Consider the following 16161-nt stretch of genomic DNA (forward strand, 5'->3'; position numbering starts at 1 on the left):
CCGACTAATTTGGTCAAGTATTTATTTGAGTAAATTACTCAGGTATTCATCCACAAAAATTAAAAGGTTATTTATCTTTAATTTTCTTTTCAACGGACGACAAAATTCCTCGTAAAATATTTAACTCAGGAGCCTCTGGTCGCGCACGACTGAACAAACGACGCAACTTGTTCATTACCTGCCCTGGCTGATCTGGGTTAATGAAATCCGCTTGTGTTGCCACTTTTTCAAGGTGATCATAAAACAATTCCAGCTCTTGTTGACGCGGGTACTCCATTGCTGGCGGTTTCGCATACGCTGCAGCATCACGATCTAACTGCGCGACTCGGCATTCATAACATAATGTTTGTACTGCCATCGCCAAATTCAAGGAGCTATAATCAGGGTTAGCGGGAATCGCTACATGAAAGTGACATCGCTGTAATTCATGGTTTTCTAAACCGGTGCGTTCACGCCCAAATACGATCGCAACAGGATGGGACTCTGTCTCAATCGCAAATTTCTCACCGCATTGTCTTGGATCGAGCATTGGCCATTCTAGTGTTCTTGAACGTGCGCTGGTGCCCACAACTAACCCACAATCACTGACCGCTTCATCTAAGCTTTCAACAATTTGAGCATTCATTGCAATGTCACTGGCACCTGAAGCCAACGCCATGGTTTGCTCATCAATAGAACATTGAGGGTTCACTAAAACGAGGTTGCTAAGACCCATAACTTTCATGGCGCGAGCAGCAGAACCAATGTTACCGGAATGTGACGTTTCAACTAAAACGACTTTGATATTGTCTAGCATGAAGGATTACACCGTTTAAAAAATCGCGGATGTGAGTTTATCATACTCCTTATAAAAATGGTCAGACCCTTTTACAACCTCTTCCAATGAATGATTATAAAATAACCACTTCCCTTTTGGTAAAGTTTTGGTATACTGCCCGCCGCTTTTTCGTTCTTTAACATCCGTTGGGAAACCGTATGCATCCAATGCTAAACATTGCTATTCGCGCCGCGCGAAAAGCAGGCAATCATATTGCTAAATCTCTAGAAAACGCTGAGAAAATTGAAACAACTCAGAAAGGTATTAATGACTTTGTCACAAACGTAGACAAAGAAGCTGAAGCCATGATTATTCATACTATCCAGAGCTCTTACCCTGAGCACTGTATTGTGGCAGAAGAAGGCGGTCTTATCGAAGGAAAAGATAAGGACGTACAATGGATCATCGACCCACTGGATGGCACGACTAACTTTGTAAAAGGCATTCCTCATTTTGCTGTTTCTATTGCTGTGCGCATGAAAGGCAAAACAGAAGTTGCGTGTGTTTACGACCCAATGATGAATGAATTGTTCACCGCACAACGTGGTTCTGGTGCACAATTGAACAATGCACGTATCCGCGTAAAACAAATCAAAGATTTGCAAGGCGCAATCCTCGCGACTGGCTTCCCATTCAAACAAAAACAGCACTCAGAATCTTTCATGAAGATCCTTTCTTCATTATTTGGTGAGTGTGCTGATTTCCGTCGTACAGGCTCTGCTGCTTTAGATTTATGTTACGTAGCGGCCAACCGCGTTGAAGGTTACTTCGAGCTTGGTTTGAAACCTTGGGATTTAGCCGCTGGCGATCTTATCGCTCGCGAAGCAGGCGTTATTTTGACCGATTTTACGGGTGGCACTAACTATCTAAAATCCGGTAACGTTGTTGCTTCAAGCGCTCGTGGTGTAAAAACAATTATTAAACACATCCGCGAAAACGCGAACGACGCTATCCTGAAGTAGTTATTAAGCCTCGTCACAGATGCTAAAAGCCCGAACTCAATGAGTTCGGGCTTTTTTATGCACGCTGATACACGCCTATTGTATTCTCAGATAAACTCTAAGCGTTCAAGATATTAAGTAAGTCGTTCGTCGAACCTATTTCAGCTATCATTGGGAATATATTGTCAACCGAATGCTGATGGTTAGTGAAACTTAGATCAGCCATAGCATCTTTGGCCAAGGTCACATTATAGCCCAGCTCATACGCTTGACGTGCTGTCGACTCAACACCCATAGATGTGGCAATACCCACCACGACAACTTGTGTGACGCCTTGTTGCTGAAGCTGAGTGTGTAAGTCCGTGTTCATCAGGGCTCCCCAACAGTGTTTTGTCACTAAGATATCGTCATCTTTGCGCGGTAATGCTGGAATCAAATCAGCCCAGTTTGTCGGTACTTCTTCTCCGCCGGAGTGGGCATAACTCGTCCGCCCAGGGGCACTACCTGCCACATTGACAAGCACCACAGGTAACTCTTTGGTGTGAAAGGTATTAATTAATTTTATCGAGTTTTCAACGGCAACTTTTGCCTCTGCTTCTGGAGCGAGAGGTACGATGCCTTCTTGTAAATCAATGACAATAAGTGCTGTCTTGGAATCTAATTGTGAAATAGTCATGACTACTCCCCTTTCACGGTTAATAAAACAATCTATCAGTGATAAAAAAAGCCACGTAATGTGGCTTTTTTTATTTAAGGTTACTGGTCAAACTCAGCACCTTCTTTCTCCACCTGAACAGGTGTGAGGTGTTCTTTGGTAATGCCCAGTTTCAACGCTAATGCCGATGCGACATAAATCGATGAATAAGTACCTACGGTAATACCAAGCAGTAATGCGGTAGCAAAACCATGGATCATCGCACCACCTTCAGCAAACAAGGCAATCACCACAAATAACGTGGTACCCGACGTAATTAACGTACGGCTCAATGTTTGCGTAATTGAACTGTTCATGATTTCTGCCGGTAAGCCCTTACGCATCTTACGGAAGTTCTCACGAATTCGGTCAAATACCACAATAGTATCATTCAATGAGTAACCGACCACGGTTAGCAGTGCCGCGACAATGGTTAAGTCCACTTCAATTTGCATCAAAGAGAACACACCCAAAGTAATGGTCACATCGTGCGCCAACGATAACACGGCTCCTGCTGCCAAACGCCATTCAAAACGTGCGGACACGTAAATCAGGATACAAATTAGCGAGACAATAATGGCCAGACCGCCATCTTCTGCTAATTCGTCACCGACACTCGCGCCCACCGTTTCAATCCGGCGCATCTCAACGTGTTTACCGGTACCTTCTCTGATCGCTGAGAGTACATTTTCACCGACGCTTTTAACTTTATCACCACTTGGGCGTAAACGAACCAATACTTCTTTAGTAGAACCAAAGTTTTGTACCGTCGCTTCGTCAAAGCCTTTCGCCTTCAATGACTCTCGAACTTCTTGTAAGTTTGCTGATTGATCAAAGCCGACTTCAATCAAGGTACCGCCAGTAAAGTCCAAGCCCCAGTTCAACCCTTTAATCGATAAGGTTGCGATAGAAGCTATGATCAATACCATTGAAAAAACAAACGCGTATTTTGAACGACTCATAAAGTCGATCAATTTTCCTGGTTTCAGAATTTGAAACATAATGATTCCTAACCTTAGATCGACAATTTTTTGATACGTTTACCACCATACATCAGGTTCACGATACAACGTGTCCCGATAATAGCCGTAAACATGGACGTTAAAATACCAATGGATAATGTCACCGCGAAGCCTTTTATCGCTCCCGTTCCGACTGCAAACAGGATGATCGCAGTAATTAGGGTGGTGATATTGGCATCGGCAATGGTGCTAAACGCATTCGCATAACCTTGATTGATGGCTTGTTGAGGACTACGTCCATCGGCAATTTCTTCTCGAATACGCTCAAAAATCAATACGTTTGCATCGACTGCCATACCAACGGTTAAGACAATACCGGCAATGCCTGGCAATGTCATAGTTGCCCCTGGAATCAATGACATAACACCAATGATCAGCACCAAGTTAGATAACAATGCGATATTCGCAATCAGACCAAAGCGGCGGTAATACAATAGCGTAAACAGCATCACTGCAGCCAAACCCCAAATACATGCTTTAACGCCCATGTCGATATTTTGTTGTCCCATTGATGGGCCAATCGTACGCTCTTCGACAATGGAGATAGGCGCAATCAAGGCACCCGCACGCAACAGCAAGGCAAGGTTGTGAGCTTCAGATGCTGAGTTGATGCCCGTAATACGGAAGCTGCTACCAAGTGCTGACTGAATGGTCGCTTGGTTAATGACCTCTTCATGTTTCTTCAAGATAACTTTGCCATCAGCGGTTTTCTTGCCACTATCTTTGTATTCAGTGAATACGGTCGCCATTAGCTTACCAATATGGGTTTTCGAAAACGCCGACATTTTGCTACCACCTTCACTATCGAGTGAGATGTTAACTTGTGGTCGACCATATTGATCGGTACTCGATGACGCATCAGTGATACTTGAACCGCCTAAGATGACACGTTTTTTCAACACAACCGGACGCCCATCGCGATCTTTTTTCACTTCGCTGCCTGCTGGCGCTCGGCCATTGGCGGCTGCGCCAATATCAGCACTTTCATCCACTTGACGGAATTCAAGTGTCGCGGTTGCGCCTAAAATTTCTTTCGCACGAGCCGTGTCTTGCACGCCAGGAAGTTCCACGACGATACGGTTTGTACCTTGGCGTTGAACTAGCGGCTCAGCAACACCTAATTCGTTAACACGGTTACGCAAAATCGTCAGGTTTTGCTCTACCGCATAGTTACGAATTTCTTGCATGCGCTTTTCTGTAAAGTTCGCGACCAAAAGAGGGCGGCCGTTTTTGTCACTTTCAGTAAACGTCATATCACGATGTTTTTCTTCAAGTAACGCCTTCGCTTTCGAGACTTGCTCTTCACTGCGTAACGTAATTTCTACGCTATGTTTCTTCGGGCTGATCGCGCGGTAACGAATACGATCATCACGTAGCTCAGTACGGAATGCATCTTCTTGTTGACCCACCAGCTTATCAAGAGCGGCATCCATATCCACTTCCATTAAGAAGTGAACACCACCACGCAAATCAAGACCGAGCTTCATTGGTGCAGCACCAATATCTTGTAGCCAAGTTGGCGTCGCTGGTGCAAGGTTTAACGCGACGATCTTATCTTGCCCAAGAGCAGAACGAATCGTGTCGCGTGCGGTTAATTGAGTGTCTGTATCTTTAAAACGAACTAAAATGGAACCATTTTCTAGAGAAACAGATTGATGAGAAATGTGCGCGGTATCGAGCGCTTGAGTGACAGAGTCCAGCGTTGACATATTAACAGAGGCACCACGTGCCCCTGTAATTTGAATAGCCGGGTCTTCACCGTATAAGTTAGGAAGCGCATAGACTGCGGCAATAATGATGGCAAACAGCACCATTAAATACTTCCAAAGAGGATAACGGTTTAGCACAGCAAGAATCCTTGGCTATATTAAAGGGACTTCATAGTACCTTTAGGTAGTACTGCAGAAACAAAATCTTTCTTAATAACAACAACATTGCTTGAGTTTAATTCAATTGCAATGAAATCATTCTCTGGAGAGATTTTATTGATAATACCAACGAAACCACCACTGGTTAGTATCTCGTCGCCTTTTGACATCGAAGCCATAAGGTTTTTATGCTCTTTAGCACGCTTTTGTTGCGGGCGGAAAATCATGAAGTAAAAAATGACAGCAAACATACCAAGCATAATAATCATGCTCATACCGCCGCCTTGCTGTGTTGCACCTTCGCCAGCAGCGTGTGCTACAGAAATTAGACTCATTAAAACGTCCTCTAAGTTGTTGTTAATTTATATATGATTGTAATTGGGCTGAACCAAGCAAAATTCAAGCCTACCATTAAGTTAATGGCATAGCGAAACTTGCTTGGTTCCCATGATTAAGCGTTATCTTTTTGTAGAGGTGGCACTTCACGGTTGCGCAGTGCGTAAAACTCCTCAACAAAACTATCAAAACGATCTTCATCAATTGCTTGACGAATACCTTCCATAACACGTTGGTAATAACGTAGGTTATGGATAGTATTTAAACGTGCACCAAGAATTTCGTTACAACGATCTAGATGATGCAAATACGATTTAGAATAGTTCTGACAAGTGTAACAGTCACACTCTGGATCCAGGGCGGTTGTATCCGTTTTATGTTTCGCATTACGGATCTTGATCACACCACCTGTCACAAATAGGTGTCCATTACGCGCATTTCGGGTTGGCATAACACAATCGAACATATCGATGCCGCGACGTACGCCTTCGACTAAGTCTTCTGGTTTACCCACACCCATAAGGTAACGTGGTTTATCTTCAGGAAGTTGCGGGCACGTATGCTCTAGCATACGGTGCATTTCTTCTTTCGGCTCACCCACGGCTAAACCGCCAACAGCGTATCCATCAAATCCAATATCAGTCAGACCTTTAACCGACTCATCACGCAGATCTTCATGCACGCCACCCTGCACGATACCAAATAATGAGTTAGGGTTTTCTAACGCATCAAAGTGATCACGTGAACGCTGAGCCCAACGTAGTGACATTTGCATTGACGCTTTTGCTTGCGCATGCGTCGCTGGATATGGAGTACATTCATCAAAGATCATGACGATATCAGACCCTAGATCTTTTTGAATTTCCATCGATTTTTCTGCATCCATGAAAATCTTATCACCATTCACTGGGTTGCGAAAATGCACCCCTTGTTCAGTGATCTTACGAATATCGCCCAAACTAAAGACTTGGAAACCGCCTGAGTCAGTCAGAATCGGACCTTGCCAGTTCATAAAGTCATGCAGATCGCCATGCAGTTTCATCACTTCTTGGCCTGGACGCAACCATAGGTGAAACGTATTCCCTAATAGAATTTCAGCGCCAGTTCCTTTTACTTCTTCCGGAGTCATACCTTTGACAGTCCCGTAGGTACCGACAGGCATAAATGCAGGAGTTTGTACGCTGCCGCGTTCAAACGTTATTTTACCACGACGGGCGGTACCGTCTTTTTTGTTCAATTCGAACTGTAATTTCACAAAGCCTCCAATGTCAGAGAAACAGTCTGACGGGATTATAGGTCACTAAGTTAACAACCCTAGCGACCTTTAAGAATCAATTGATATATTTGGTTTGGGTTATTTACCTAACCCAGAAACCGACGAAACACATTTATTATATATCTCGTTTATGTAAGAACATCGCGTCACCGTAACTAAAGAAGCGATATTCTTGCTCTACTGCATGTCGATAGGCCGACATAATGTTGTCATAACCCGTAAAGGCACTGACTAACATAATTAAGGTCGACTCCGGCAAGTGAAAATTGGTGATAAGACAATCAACCAATTGATATTCATACCCAGGGTAGATAAATATCTCTGTATCACCAAAAAATGGCACCAGTTCGGTTCCGTTTTTCAATGCATCTTGCGCCGCACTCTCTAGAGAACGTACAGACGTAGTGCCTACAGCAATCACTCGACCGCCACGTGCTTTCACAGCTTGAATGGCTTGAACAGTTTCTTCCGGAACTTCAACGTATTCGGAGTGCATATGGTGGTTTTCGATGTCATCAACACGAACAGGCTGGAAAGTCCCAGCACCAACGTGCAGAGTAACGTAAGCGAATTCGACACCTTTTTCTTTGATTTGTTCCATTAAAGGGGTATCAAAGTGCAGTCCGGCTGTCGGCGCAGCGACCGCGCCCGGTTTTTTATTATAGACCGTCTGGTAGCGCTCTTTATCGGCGTCTTCATCTGGACGATCGATATAAGGCGGCAGTGGCATATGTCCGATGGCGTTAAGAATCTCGAGGACAGTCAGTTCAGACTGAAAACGCAGTTCAAATAACGCATCATGACGAGCCAACATTTCAGCTTGATACTCATCGTTCTCACCTAGGAACAACTGTGTGCCCGGCTTTGGCGGTTTTGAACAACGAACATGCGCTAAAATAGACTTATCATCTAACATACGCTCGACGAGCACTTCCAGCTTACCGCCAGAGGCCTTTCGCCCAAACATACGAGCAGGAATGACTCGAGTATTATTAAATACGAGCAAATCACCCGGTTGTACGATGTCTAAAACATCTTTGAACGTCCCATCCACAACATCGCCAGTATTGCCATCTAACTGCAATAAACGACTCGCGGTACGCTCTTCTTTCGGATAACGAGCAATCAGCTCATCCGGTAGGTCAAAATGAAAATCTGAAACGTGCATGACTTCTGATCTTTACTTAGTGAATGAATGCGATCTTGCGCGGCGCGATAGTATATACCTAAGTATCGATAAGATACAGGACTGCCCTTTTCTCGCATCAATTTGATGTTGTCAGCAGGAAAACTGAAGTAGCTCTCAGTATGCTTACGTCCAAGAAACTATAGTGAATAAAATCGTTGAGGAAATGGAGCTAATAATGATCAAAGTAGAAGAAATGATGACTCGTAACCCACACACATTATCGCGAACTCATACGATTGCTGATGCGCGTAATATGATGGACGCGTTAGATATTCGCCATATCCCAATTATTGATAACAACCAACAATTGCAGGGCGTCATTTCCCAACGCGATATCCTCGCAGCGCAAGTCTCGACTCTACAGCAACATCGCGTAAACCCGAGCGAAGATACCACTCAACTATATGAAATCATGCATACCAATGTCATGACCGTTGCTCCTCAAGCAGGCTTGAAAGAAAGTGCGCTATATATGCACAAACATCGTATTGGTTGCTTACTTGTGGTCAATAAAGGCCAATTAGAAGGCATCATTACCGATACCGACTTCATTGCCATTGCAATTAACTTATTAGAAATACAAGAAAACATTGAACCAGAAGAAACAGAGGCAGCCGATTAACATCAGCCCCCCTTTTATTAATGCGACATAGGAGTGAGTAAATACTTACTCCTAGTTATTGTGTCAGTCAACTTGGCGTACTTAAGGATCGAGTAAGGTACTAATAATGTCCGCTAATTGCTGAAAAGATTGCGAACGCGACGAACTCGGCCGCCATACCAACCCGATATCCCGATAGGCTTGTTGCCCAGGTGGATCTACGGTGACTAAATTTTGATTATTCAATAAACCATGTTTGATTGCCATGTGGGGGATAAATGTCGTGCCTAACCCGTTCGCGACCATTTGCACCAATGTATGTAAACTGGTGGCAGTAAATGGATTAATTTTCTCTTTCTCAGTCAGCCGACAGGCTGATACCGCATGCTCGGTAAGGCAATGCTCATTTTCTAGTAAGAATACCGATTGATCAGGCAAATCATGATAGCGTAGCGGCTTAGGTAAGGCCTGCGCTTGCTCACGACTCATAACCATATGGAAACCGTCTTTACCGACAATGCGCTTTTCCATTTCGCCAATCTCAACGGGGAGCGCCAACACCAACGCATCCAGTGTTCCGGCTCTCAAAGCCGCGAGTAAGTTTGTCGTGGTATCTTCTCGTAAGAGTAAATGTAGCTTAGGAAAATGTTGATTCACTTGCTGCACTAAATCTCCCAATAAGAAAGGCGCAATGGTTGGAATACAACCAAGTTTGAGTTGCCCCTCCATGGTGCTACCACTGCATATTTTGCCTAATTCAACTAAATCTTGCCCTTGAGCTAATAATTCACGACCTAGCTTGACGACTTCTTCGCCTGCAACCGTAAACACCAGCGGACTTTTGCGATCTTTCTTCTCATAAAGCGCGCAACCGATCAATTCTTCTAAATTTTGAATGCCTTTACTTAAAGTCGATTGACTAACAAAACAGCGTTCGGCAGCATCGCTAAAATGACGTGTCTCATACAACGTGATTAGGTAATGGATTTGCTTTAAACTTGGCCACTTATTCATAATTTTATTACTATTTTATTGCAATACACAGAGAAATTCCGACAGCGATGTCTCATCGCTTTTTTCGATTAAGATAATCTATTTTATTCGCTTTTTTCTATACTACCCTTTGTACTATAGTTTGTCTTGTAGTTACACGGAATGACCCAAACACACTGTTTGGGCTCACACATAATGCTATATTTAGGAGCAATAAAAATGGTACTAGTTGGTCGCAAAGCCCCTGATTTTACCGCTGGAGCAGTTCTAGGTAACGGTGAAATCGTTGATAACTTCAACCTTTCTGAATTCATTAAAGGTAAGAAAGCTGTTCTATTCTTCTACCCACTAGACTTCACTTTCGTTTGCCCATCAGAAATCATCGCATTCGACAAACGTCTAGCTGACTTCCAAGAAAAAGGTTGTGAAGTGATCGGTGTTTCTATCGACTCTGTATTCTCACACAATGCATGGCGTAAAACGTCTGTAGACAACGGTGGTATCGGTGAAGTTAACTACCCACTAGTTGCAGACACAACGCATGAAGTTGTTAACGCGTTTGACGTTGCTGATCCAAACGGCCCTGGCATCGCACTACGTGGTTCTTTCCTAATCGACGAAGACGGTGTTGTTCGTCACCAAGTTGTGAACGACGGCCCACTAGGTCGTAACATTGACGAAATGCTACGTATGGTAGATGCACTCTCTTTCCACCAAGAGCACGGCGAAGTATGTCCTGCACAGTGGGAAAAAGGTAAATCAGGTATGCAAGCGTCTACAGACGGTGTTGCAGCTTACCTTTCTGAGCACTCTTCAGATCTAGACAAAAAATAAATTACTTTGCCTTAAGTACGCTTAAGGGACATGGCACTGACTCAGTCAGTGCCGCTGTTAAAAAGTCATCATCAATAAAAATCCCAGCCTAGGCTGGGATTTTTTTATAGGTTAGAGATAGACTATTGATGTAATAAAAACAGGGGTTTGAATCAGCAAACAACGTTAATCCTCAACCGCTTCATCTATCGTATGCTCGTCGATGTGTCTTACATCCTTACCTTTAACGAAATAAATAATATATTCACAAATATTTTGGCAGCGATCGCCAATGCGCTCAATCGCCCTCGCCGACCACATGACAGTAAGAATATTGGGGATATTATCGCTATCTTCTATCATGGATGTCGTCAGGCTCGCAATCACGCTCTCGACTTCATTATCGAGTTTATCATCCAACTTATAAATGCGGACTGCAGCTTCTAAGTCCATACGAGCAAACGCATCGAGAACTTGATGGAGCATTTCAATTGCAGAGCGGCACAATGGCTCTAATGCGGCCTGAAACGTGCGCTCTTTAACCGTACTACTCTCAATAGTGATATACGCCATTTTTGTTGCAACATCACCAATACGCTCTAAATCTGTAATTGTCTTGATGATCGACATGATAAGACGCAAATCTTTGGCCGTTGGTTGCCTCTTGGCAATAATACGCGTGCAAGCCTCATCAATCGATACTTCCATCGCATTCACTTTATGATCATCGCGCACTACTTTACGTGCCAGTTCAATATCGTCTTTATGTAAAGCATGCATGGCATAAGAAAGCTGCTGTTCCACCAGCCCGCCCATCGTTAATAAATGCGTACGAATAGACTCTAGCTCTGCATTGAATTGCCCTGAGATGTGTCGACCTAATTGCATCATTGGTGGTTTCTGCCTATTTTAGCCATAACGCCCCGTTATGTAATCTTCGGTTTGTTTTTTGGTTGGCGATGTAAAGATCGTATCCGTATCTGCATATTCAACCAGTGAGCCCATATGAATAAATGCCGTATAATCACTGACCCGCGCCGCTTGCTGCATATTATGCGTCACCATGATGACGGTATATTTTTGTTTTAATTCATGAATAAGCTCTTCAATCGTTAACGTTGATATCGGGTCCAATGCTGAGGTAGGTTCATCAAGCAACAGTACCTCAGGTTCGATAGCTATCGCTCTCGCGATCACCAAGCGTTGCTGCTGACCGCCAGAAAGGCCAAATGCATTTTCATGCAATCGATTTTTAACTTCATCCCAGAGCGCTGCTGAGCGCAGCGCATGTTCGGCGGCATCATCTAACGCCCGACTATTTTTAATCCCTTGTAAACGTAGTCCATACACTACATTTTCATAAATCGATTTAGGAAAAGGATTGGGACGCTGGAACACCATACCGATACGGCGACGTAACGTCGGTACATCAACATCATGCTGATAAACGTTTTTACCATGTAGCTTGACCTGACCTTCAATATGACAATCTTCAACCAAATCGTTCATACGATTAATACAACGTAACAGTGTGGATTTACCACATCCAGACGGGCCAATAAAAGACGTCACATTGCCCTTGGGAATACGCATTGATATCTCTTTTAACGCTTGATACTGCTTATCGTAATAAAGACTCAAATTCTCAATTTCTATCGAAGTTTGCTCGTCATCAAGGTTATTGACGTCCAAAGGAAGCTCATAGCCTAATGTCTGATTGACTGAATACATGCTTAATCCTGTCCTAAGGTTCTGAATTTTTCGCGTAAGTTATTACGGATGCTGATTGCCGTTAAGTTTAACGTAATAATCACCGCAACCAATAAAAATGCCGTCGCGTAAACCAATGGTCGAGCGGCTTCTATATTGGGGCTTTGAAAACCTAAATCATAAATATGAAAGCCCAAATGCATAAATTTACGCTCTAAATGCAAATACGGAAATTGCTCATCAACGGGTAAGTTAGAGGCCAATTTTACCACACCGACCAACATTAATGGCGCAACTTCACCGGCAGCGCGCGCCACCGCTAAGACTAAGCCTGTGATCATCGCTGGACTGGCCATCGGCAACACAATGCGCCAGACCGTTTCAAACTGTGTAGCCCCTAAAGCAAGCGAGCCATGGCGAATCGAATAAGGGATACGACTTAACCCTTCTTCGGTAGCCACAATGACGACGGGCAAGGTTAATACCGCTAACGTTAATGCCGACCATAATAATCCTGGTGTACCAAATGTTGGGGCGGGTAAACGATCGGCAAAAAAAAGTTTATCGATTGACCCACCAATGGTGTAGACGAAAAAGCCCAGACCAAATACTCCATAAACAATTGACGGTACACCGGCAAGGTTAATCACCGCCACGCGAATCATACGAGTAAAAGCATTATCTTTTGCGTATTCATGTAAATACACAGCGGCGACGATTCCTAATGGCATCACTACTATCGACATAAGTAACACCAATAAAATGGTGCCAAATATCGCCGGAAACACCCCACCTTCCGAGTTCGACTCGCGCGGCTTTTCCGATAAAAACAGCCACACACCTTTCGCCCAATGTGTGACTTTTTCTGTCCATGTCAGTTGATTTGGATACCAAAAACGTAAAATCTGTTTAACCGGAATCGCCACCCGCTGCCCAGTCATATCTTCTAAAATTAAGGCCTGCATTCCGAGGTGTTTACGCAACTCATCCACATGATTTTCCGCCAAAGACAATTGGTTGTCCAAACGCGTTTTCTCTAACTCAATTTCGCGTTGCTGATTAGGAGTAAATTGATCATTCAACTGTAAGCGGCGTTTTTCCCGTTGCAGGCGTTCAATTTTTTGACCTAAATCGCCTATTTTATGTTGGATAAGATCATCAATTTTACGCCGAATATCAGCCGCTTGCTGCATGCCTTGTTGCAGATTCGGGCCAATATCAGCCGTTGTGTGTCCGTTCGCTAATACATATTGCACCGGCCGACCATAAAATTGTCCATTGCGCTCACGGTCAATCACCGCCCAATCTTTAGGCCGAGAGGGCTTGGAGAGATCGATACCAAGAACAGATACAAAATCGGCGGTATTACGTTCTCGATTCGCAATCTTAATGTGCAGACGTTCGACCGATCCCTTTTGCTTAATTGCTTTACTTAAATGCAATTTATCAATATGCAAATGACTGAGTGGCACTTCATCGTGATCGTAAAGCTGGCCAATCAGGCGATGACCAGAATTATCTTGCCATTGATACAAAGGAGCTGGCCAAAAATAGGTTAATCCTTTCCAGCCAATTAATAGCAACAATCCTAGCACGGAGATCAAGCTAATACTGACTGCTCCGCCGGTAAGCCAAACCCAAGGGGCGCCGGATTTTATCCAGTTGATCACTTCGTTCCCCTTTTATAACATGCGATAACGAGCACGTAAGCGTTGGCGAACCCACTCCGCTAACGAATTCACTGCAAACGTAAAGGTAAATAGCAATAAAGCCGCTAAAAATAATACGCGGTAATGCGAACTGCCGATTTCCGATTCCGGTAATTCTACCGCGATCGTTGCTGATAAGGTTCTCATCCCTTCAAAAATGTTCCAATTGAGTATGGGCGTATTACCTGTCGCCATTAAGACGATCATGGTTTCACCGACAGCGCGCCCTAACCCCATCATAATCCCAGAAAAGATACCAGGACTCGCCGTTAGTAAAATCACTCTTGTTAAGGTTTGCCAAGGCGTAGCCCCCAACGCGAGCGATCCATCGGATAAATGCCGGGGAACAGAAAACACCGCATCTTCAGCAATGGTAAAAATCGTCGGTATCACAGCAAAGGCCATAGCAAACCCAACAACCAGCGCATTACGCTGATCGAAGTCAATACCGTGTTCCATAAGGAATACACGGGCATCGCCATTAAACATCCACATTTCGAGCAGTTGACTATGCGATAATGTTGCCCACGTCACGAGTACGATAGCCGGAATAAGAATAATCACATGCCAACCACCGGGGATACGTTTACGCATATTTTCAGGAATAATGACGGACCAGAAATAGCCCACGATCATGGTGGTAAGCGGTAGAGCGAGCATCAAAGACATGATGGCGGCTAAGTTTCTTTCAACCAATGGTGCGAACCACAGGCCGGCTAAAAAACCAATAATCACCGTCGGCAACGCTTCCATTAACTCAATACTCGGCTTAACCACACGGCGCATCTTAGCCGTCATGAAATAGGCGGTATAAATCGCGCCAAAAACCGCAATCGGAATCGCAAAAAGCATCGCATAAGCCGCCGCTTTTAAGGTTCCAAATGCAATTGGTACTAAGCTGAATTTAGGTTCGAATTTATCACTGGCTGACGTAGACTGCCACACAAACTGCGGATCAGGGTAATGCTCGTACCAAACTTTTCCCCACAGTGAGGACCAAGAAATCTCAGGGTAATCATTACTAATGCGTGATACTGACACCACATGATTATCACTATAGGTCGCTAAATAACGTTCATTATTCGTCATTGACGCAAGCTTAGGCGCTTTCTCAAACACCTTTTCAGAAAATAACGTTTTATGACTGGTGGTAAAGTGGTTTTGTACTGTTCCATCTTGATGAAAACTGTAAAACCCTTTGCTAAAGGTATCCGGTAACAAAAACTGGCTATGGGCTGCTAAGTGAAAATCACGAATATGGTGCAAAGAACGCACTTGATCTTTTAATACATCAAACCACTGGCTTACTTCATCATTATCATACGATACAAGTAATGAGTAAGCTCCAGAGAGTAAGCGGACATCGGTAACTTGACGCTTCGGCTGAGCCTTGGTCAGATCGACGATTTCCCTCACCACAAAGCGAGATTTTTTGTGTTCAGCGACAATTAGGTTATTGTGGTTACGTACATAAAGCGTTTTACCATCGGGGGTCAATAGTAGCTGATCAACCGCATCGAACGCGGCTGGAAATTGAAAATTCGTGAACTTTTTATCCGTTGCATTTTTCCAGCGCACATGTAACGAGTTATCCGATAGGTAACTTGCAAACATGACAAGCTCAGGTGTCTTAGTAAATGTAAATTGAGTAATTTGGGTCGACTTTGAGTCTGGCGTCAAATCATAACGATGCTGCTGAAAACCAGGGTTGAACGTACGGCCATTCTTGGTAACCTGATAATGAAAGGTTGGCTTAGCCACGACAACCTGATCGTGGTTATCCAGTAAAGCAAACCACGCATAATCCGACGGCATCGCCACCAGCTGTTGTGGTTTTTTTAATAATGATACACTTTTCAGCGGCTTAGGTTCATCAGAGGTTAATGACCAAAATTGACCCTCCCCCGCCTGACTCACGGTTAATAGGTGCTTACCGTAATCATCAAGATCTACGTGCCAAACATTGGCAATCGGCAGCGTTTGTTTGTAAATATTAGGGGTAAATTTCGCACCACTAAACAACGGCATAACAACCATAGCTAAATAGACAAACATGAGAACAAGAAAGCCTAAAACGCCGACGCCTCCAAAAGTCACACCAACTCGCACAAGACGGTCTTTCCAACGTCTTTGCTTGTCTCTTTGATTTAACGAAAAATCGGTGTGTATCATGAGGTTCTCAACTTAGGTAG

Annotated in this window: 15 protein-coding genes; 3 read left to right on the plus strand and 12 right to left on the minus strand. The window is 43.9% G+C overall.

Annotated features, from left to right (window positions below; translation table 11 throughout):
- Positions 1–67: 67 nt before the first annotated feature.
- Positions 68–796, minus strand: coding sequence for a tRNA (cytosine(32)/uridine(32)-2'-O)-methyltransferase TrmJ (gene trmJ, locus OCU30_RS09465; RefSeq protein WP_077315556.1), 729 nt, complete (start codon positions 794–796; stop codon positions 68–70).
- 179 nt (positions 797–975) lie between these two features.
- On the opposite strand from trmJ, the gene suhB reads away from it, so the two are divergent.
- Entirely contained in the window at positions 976–1779 is an 804-nt protein-coding gene (gene suhB, locus OCU30_RS09470) for an inositol-1-monophosphatase (protein ID WP_077315557.1), read from the plus strand.
- A gap of 97 nt (positions 1780–1876) precedes the next feature.
- Here suhB and OCU30_RS09475 read toward each other — a convergent pair whose 3' ends face one another.
- The 6 genes from OCU30_RS09475 to queA form a co-directional block, all read right to left on the minus strand.
- Positions 1877–2434, minus strand: a complete 558-nt coding sequence (locus OCU30_RS09475; RefSeq protein ID WP_077315558.1) for an isochorismatase family protein — start codon at positions 2432–2434, stop codon at positions 1877–1879.
- 80 nt (positions 2435–2514) lie between these two features.
- Entirely contained in the window at positions 2515–3453 is a 939-nt protein-coding gene (gene secF, locus OCU30_RS09480) for a protein translocase subunit SecF (RefSeq protein WP_077315559.1), read from the minus strand.
- Positions 3454–3467: 14 nt separating this feature from the next.
- Complete coding sequence (gene secD, locus OCU30_RS09485; RefSeq protein ID WP_077315560.1) at positions 3468–5321, minus strand: protein translocase subunit SecD; 1854 nt, start codon at positions 5319–5321, stop codon at positions 3468–3470.
- A 20-nt stretch (positions 5322–5341) separates the two neighbouring features.
- A complete protein-coding gene (gene yajC / locus OCU30_RS09490; protein WP_077315561.1) occupies positions 5342–5677 on the minus strand; it encodes a preprotein translocase subunit YajC in 336 nt (111 codons plus the stop codon).
- A 116-nt stretch (positions 5678–5793) separates the two neighbouring features.
- Positions 5794–6933, minus strand: coding sequence for a tRNA guanosine(34) transglycosylase Tgt (gene tgt, locus OCU30_RS09495; RefSeq protein ID WP_077315562.1), 1140 nt, complete (start codon positions 6931–6933; stop codon positions 5794–5796).
- A gap of 136 nt (positions 6934–7069) precedes the next feature.
- Entirely contained in the window at positions 7070–8122 is a 1053-nt protein-coding gene (gene queA / locus OCU30_RS09500; protein ID WP_077315563.1) for a tRNA preQ1(34) S-adenosylmethionine ribosyltransferase-isomerase QueA, read from the minus strand.
- A gap of 196 nt (positions 8123–8318) precedes the next feature.
- Between queA and OCU30_RS09505 the strand changes: the two genes are divergently transcribed.
- Entirely contained in the window at positions 8319–8765 is a 447-nt protein-coding gene (locus OCU30_RS09505) for a CBS domain-containing protein (RefSeq protein WP_077315564.1), read from the plus strand.
- 81 nt (positions 8766–8846) lie between these two features.
- On the opposite strand, the gene OCU30_RS09510 is transcribed toward OCU30_RS09505, so the two are convergent.
- Positions 8847–9758 (minus strand): hydrogen peroxide-inducible genes activator, encoded by a 912-nt coding sequence (locus OCU30_RS09510; RefSeq protein ID WP_077315565.1) that lies wholly within the window; start codon positions 9756–9758, stop codon positions 8847–8849.
- Between the two features lie 198 nt (positions 9759–9956).
- Here OCU30_RS09510 and OCU30_RS09515 point away from each other — a divergent pair, with 198 nt between their 5' ends.
- The gene (locus OCU30_RS09515; RefSeq protein WP_077315566.1) at positions 9957–10571 is read left to right on the plus strand and encodes a peroxiredoxin; all 615 of its coding nucleotides are present in this window, start codon (positions 9957–9959) and stop codon (positions 10569–10571) included.
- Between the two features lie 165 nt (positions 10572–10736).
- Here the strand turns inward: OCU30_RS09515 and phoU are convergent, their stop codons facing one another.
- Genes phoU through OCU30_RS09535 form a run of 4 tightly spaced genes read right to left on the minus strand, consistent with a single transcriptional unit; the run spans position 10737 to position 16141 of the window.
- The gene (phoU, locus tag OCU30_RS09520) at positions 10737–11438 is read right to left on the minus strand and encodes a phosphate signaling complex protein PhoU (protein ID WP_077315582.1); all 702 of its coding nucleotides are present in this window, start codon (positions 11436–11438) and stop codon (positions 10737–10739) included.
- 21 nt (positions 11439–11459) lie between these two features.
- The gene (gene pstB, locus OCU30_RS09525; RefSeq protein ID WP_077315567.1) at positions 11460–12281 is read right to left on the minus strand and encodes a phosphate ABC transporter ATP-binding protein PstB; all 822 of its coding nucleotides are present in this window, start codon (positions 12279–12281) and stop codon (positions 11460–11462) included.
- Positions 12282–12283: 2 nt separating this feature from the next.
- A complete protein-coding gene (gene pstA, locus OCU30_RS09530) occupies positions 12284–13930 on the minus strand; it encodes a phosphate ABC transporter permease PstA (RefSeq protein ID WP_077315568.1) in 1647 nt (548 codons plus the stop codon).
- Positions 13931–13942: 12 nt separating this feature from the next.
- Positions 13943–16141, minus strand: coding sequence for an ABC transporter permease subunit (locus tag OCU30_RS09535; protein ID WP_077315569.1), 2199 nt, complete (start codon positions 16139–16141; stop codon positions 13943–13945).
- Positions 16142–16161 lie beyond the last annotated feature (20 nt).

The sequence above is a fragment of the Vibrio palustris genome (genome assembly GCF_024346995.1).
Classification (GTDB): domain Bacteria; phylum Pseudomonadota; class Gammaproteobacteria; order Enterobacterales; family Vibrionaceae; genus Vibrio; species Vibrio palustris.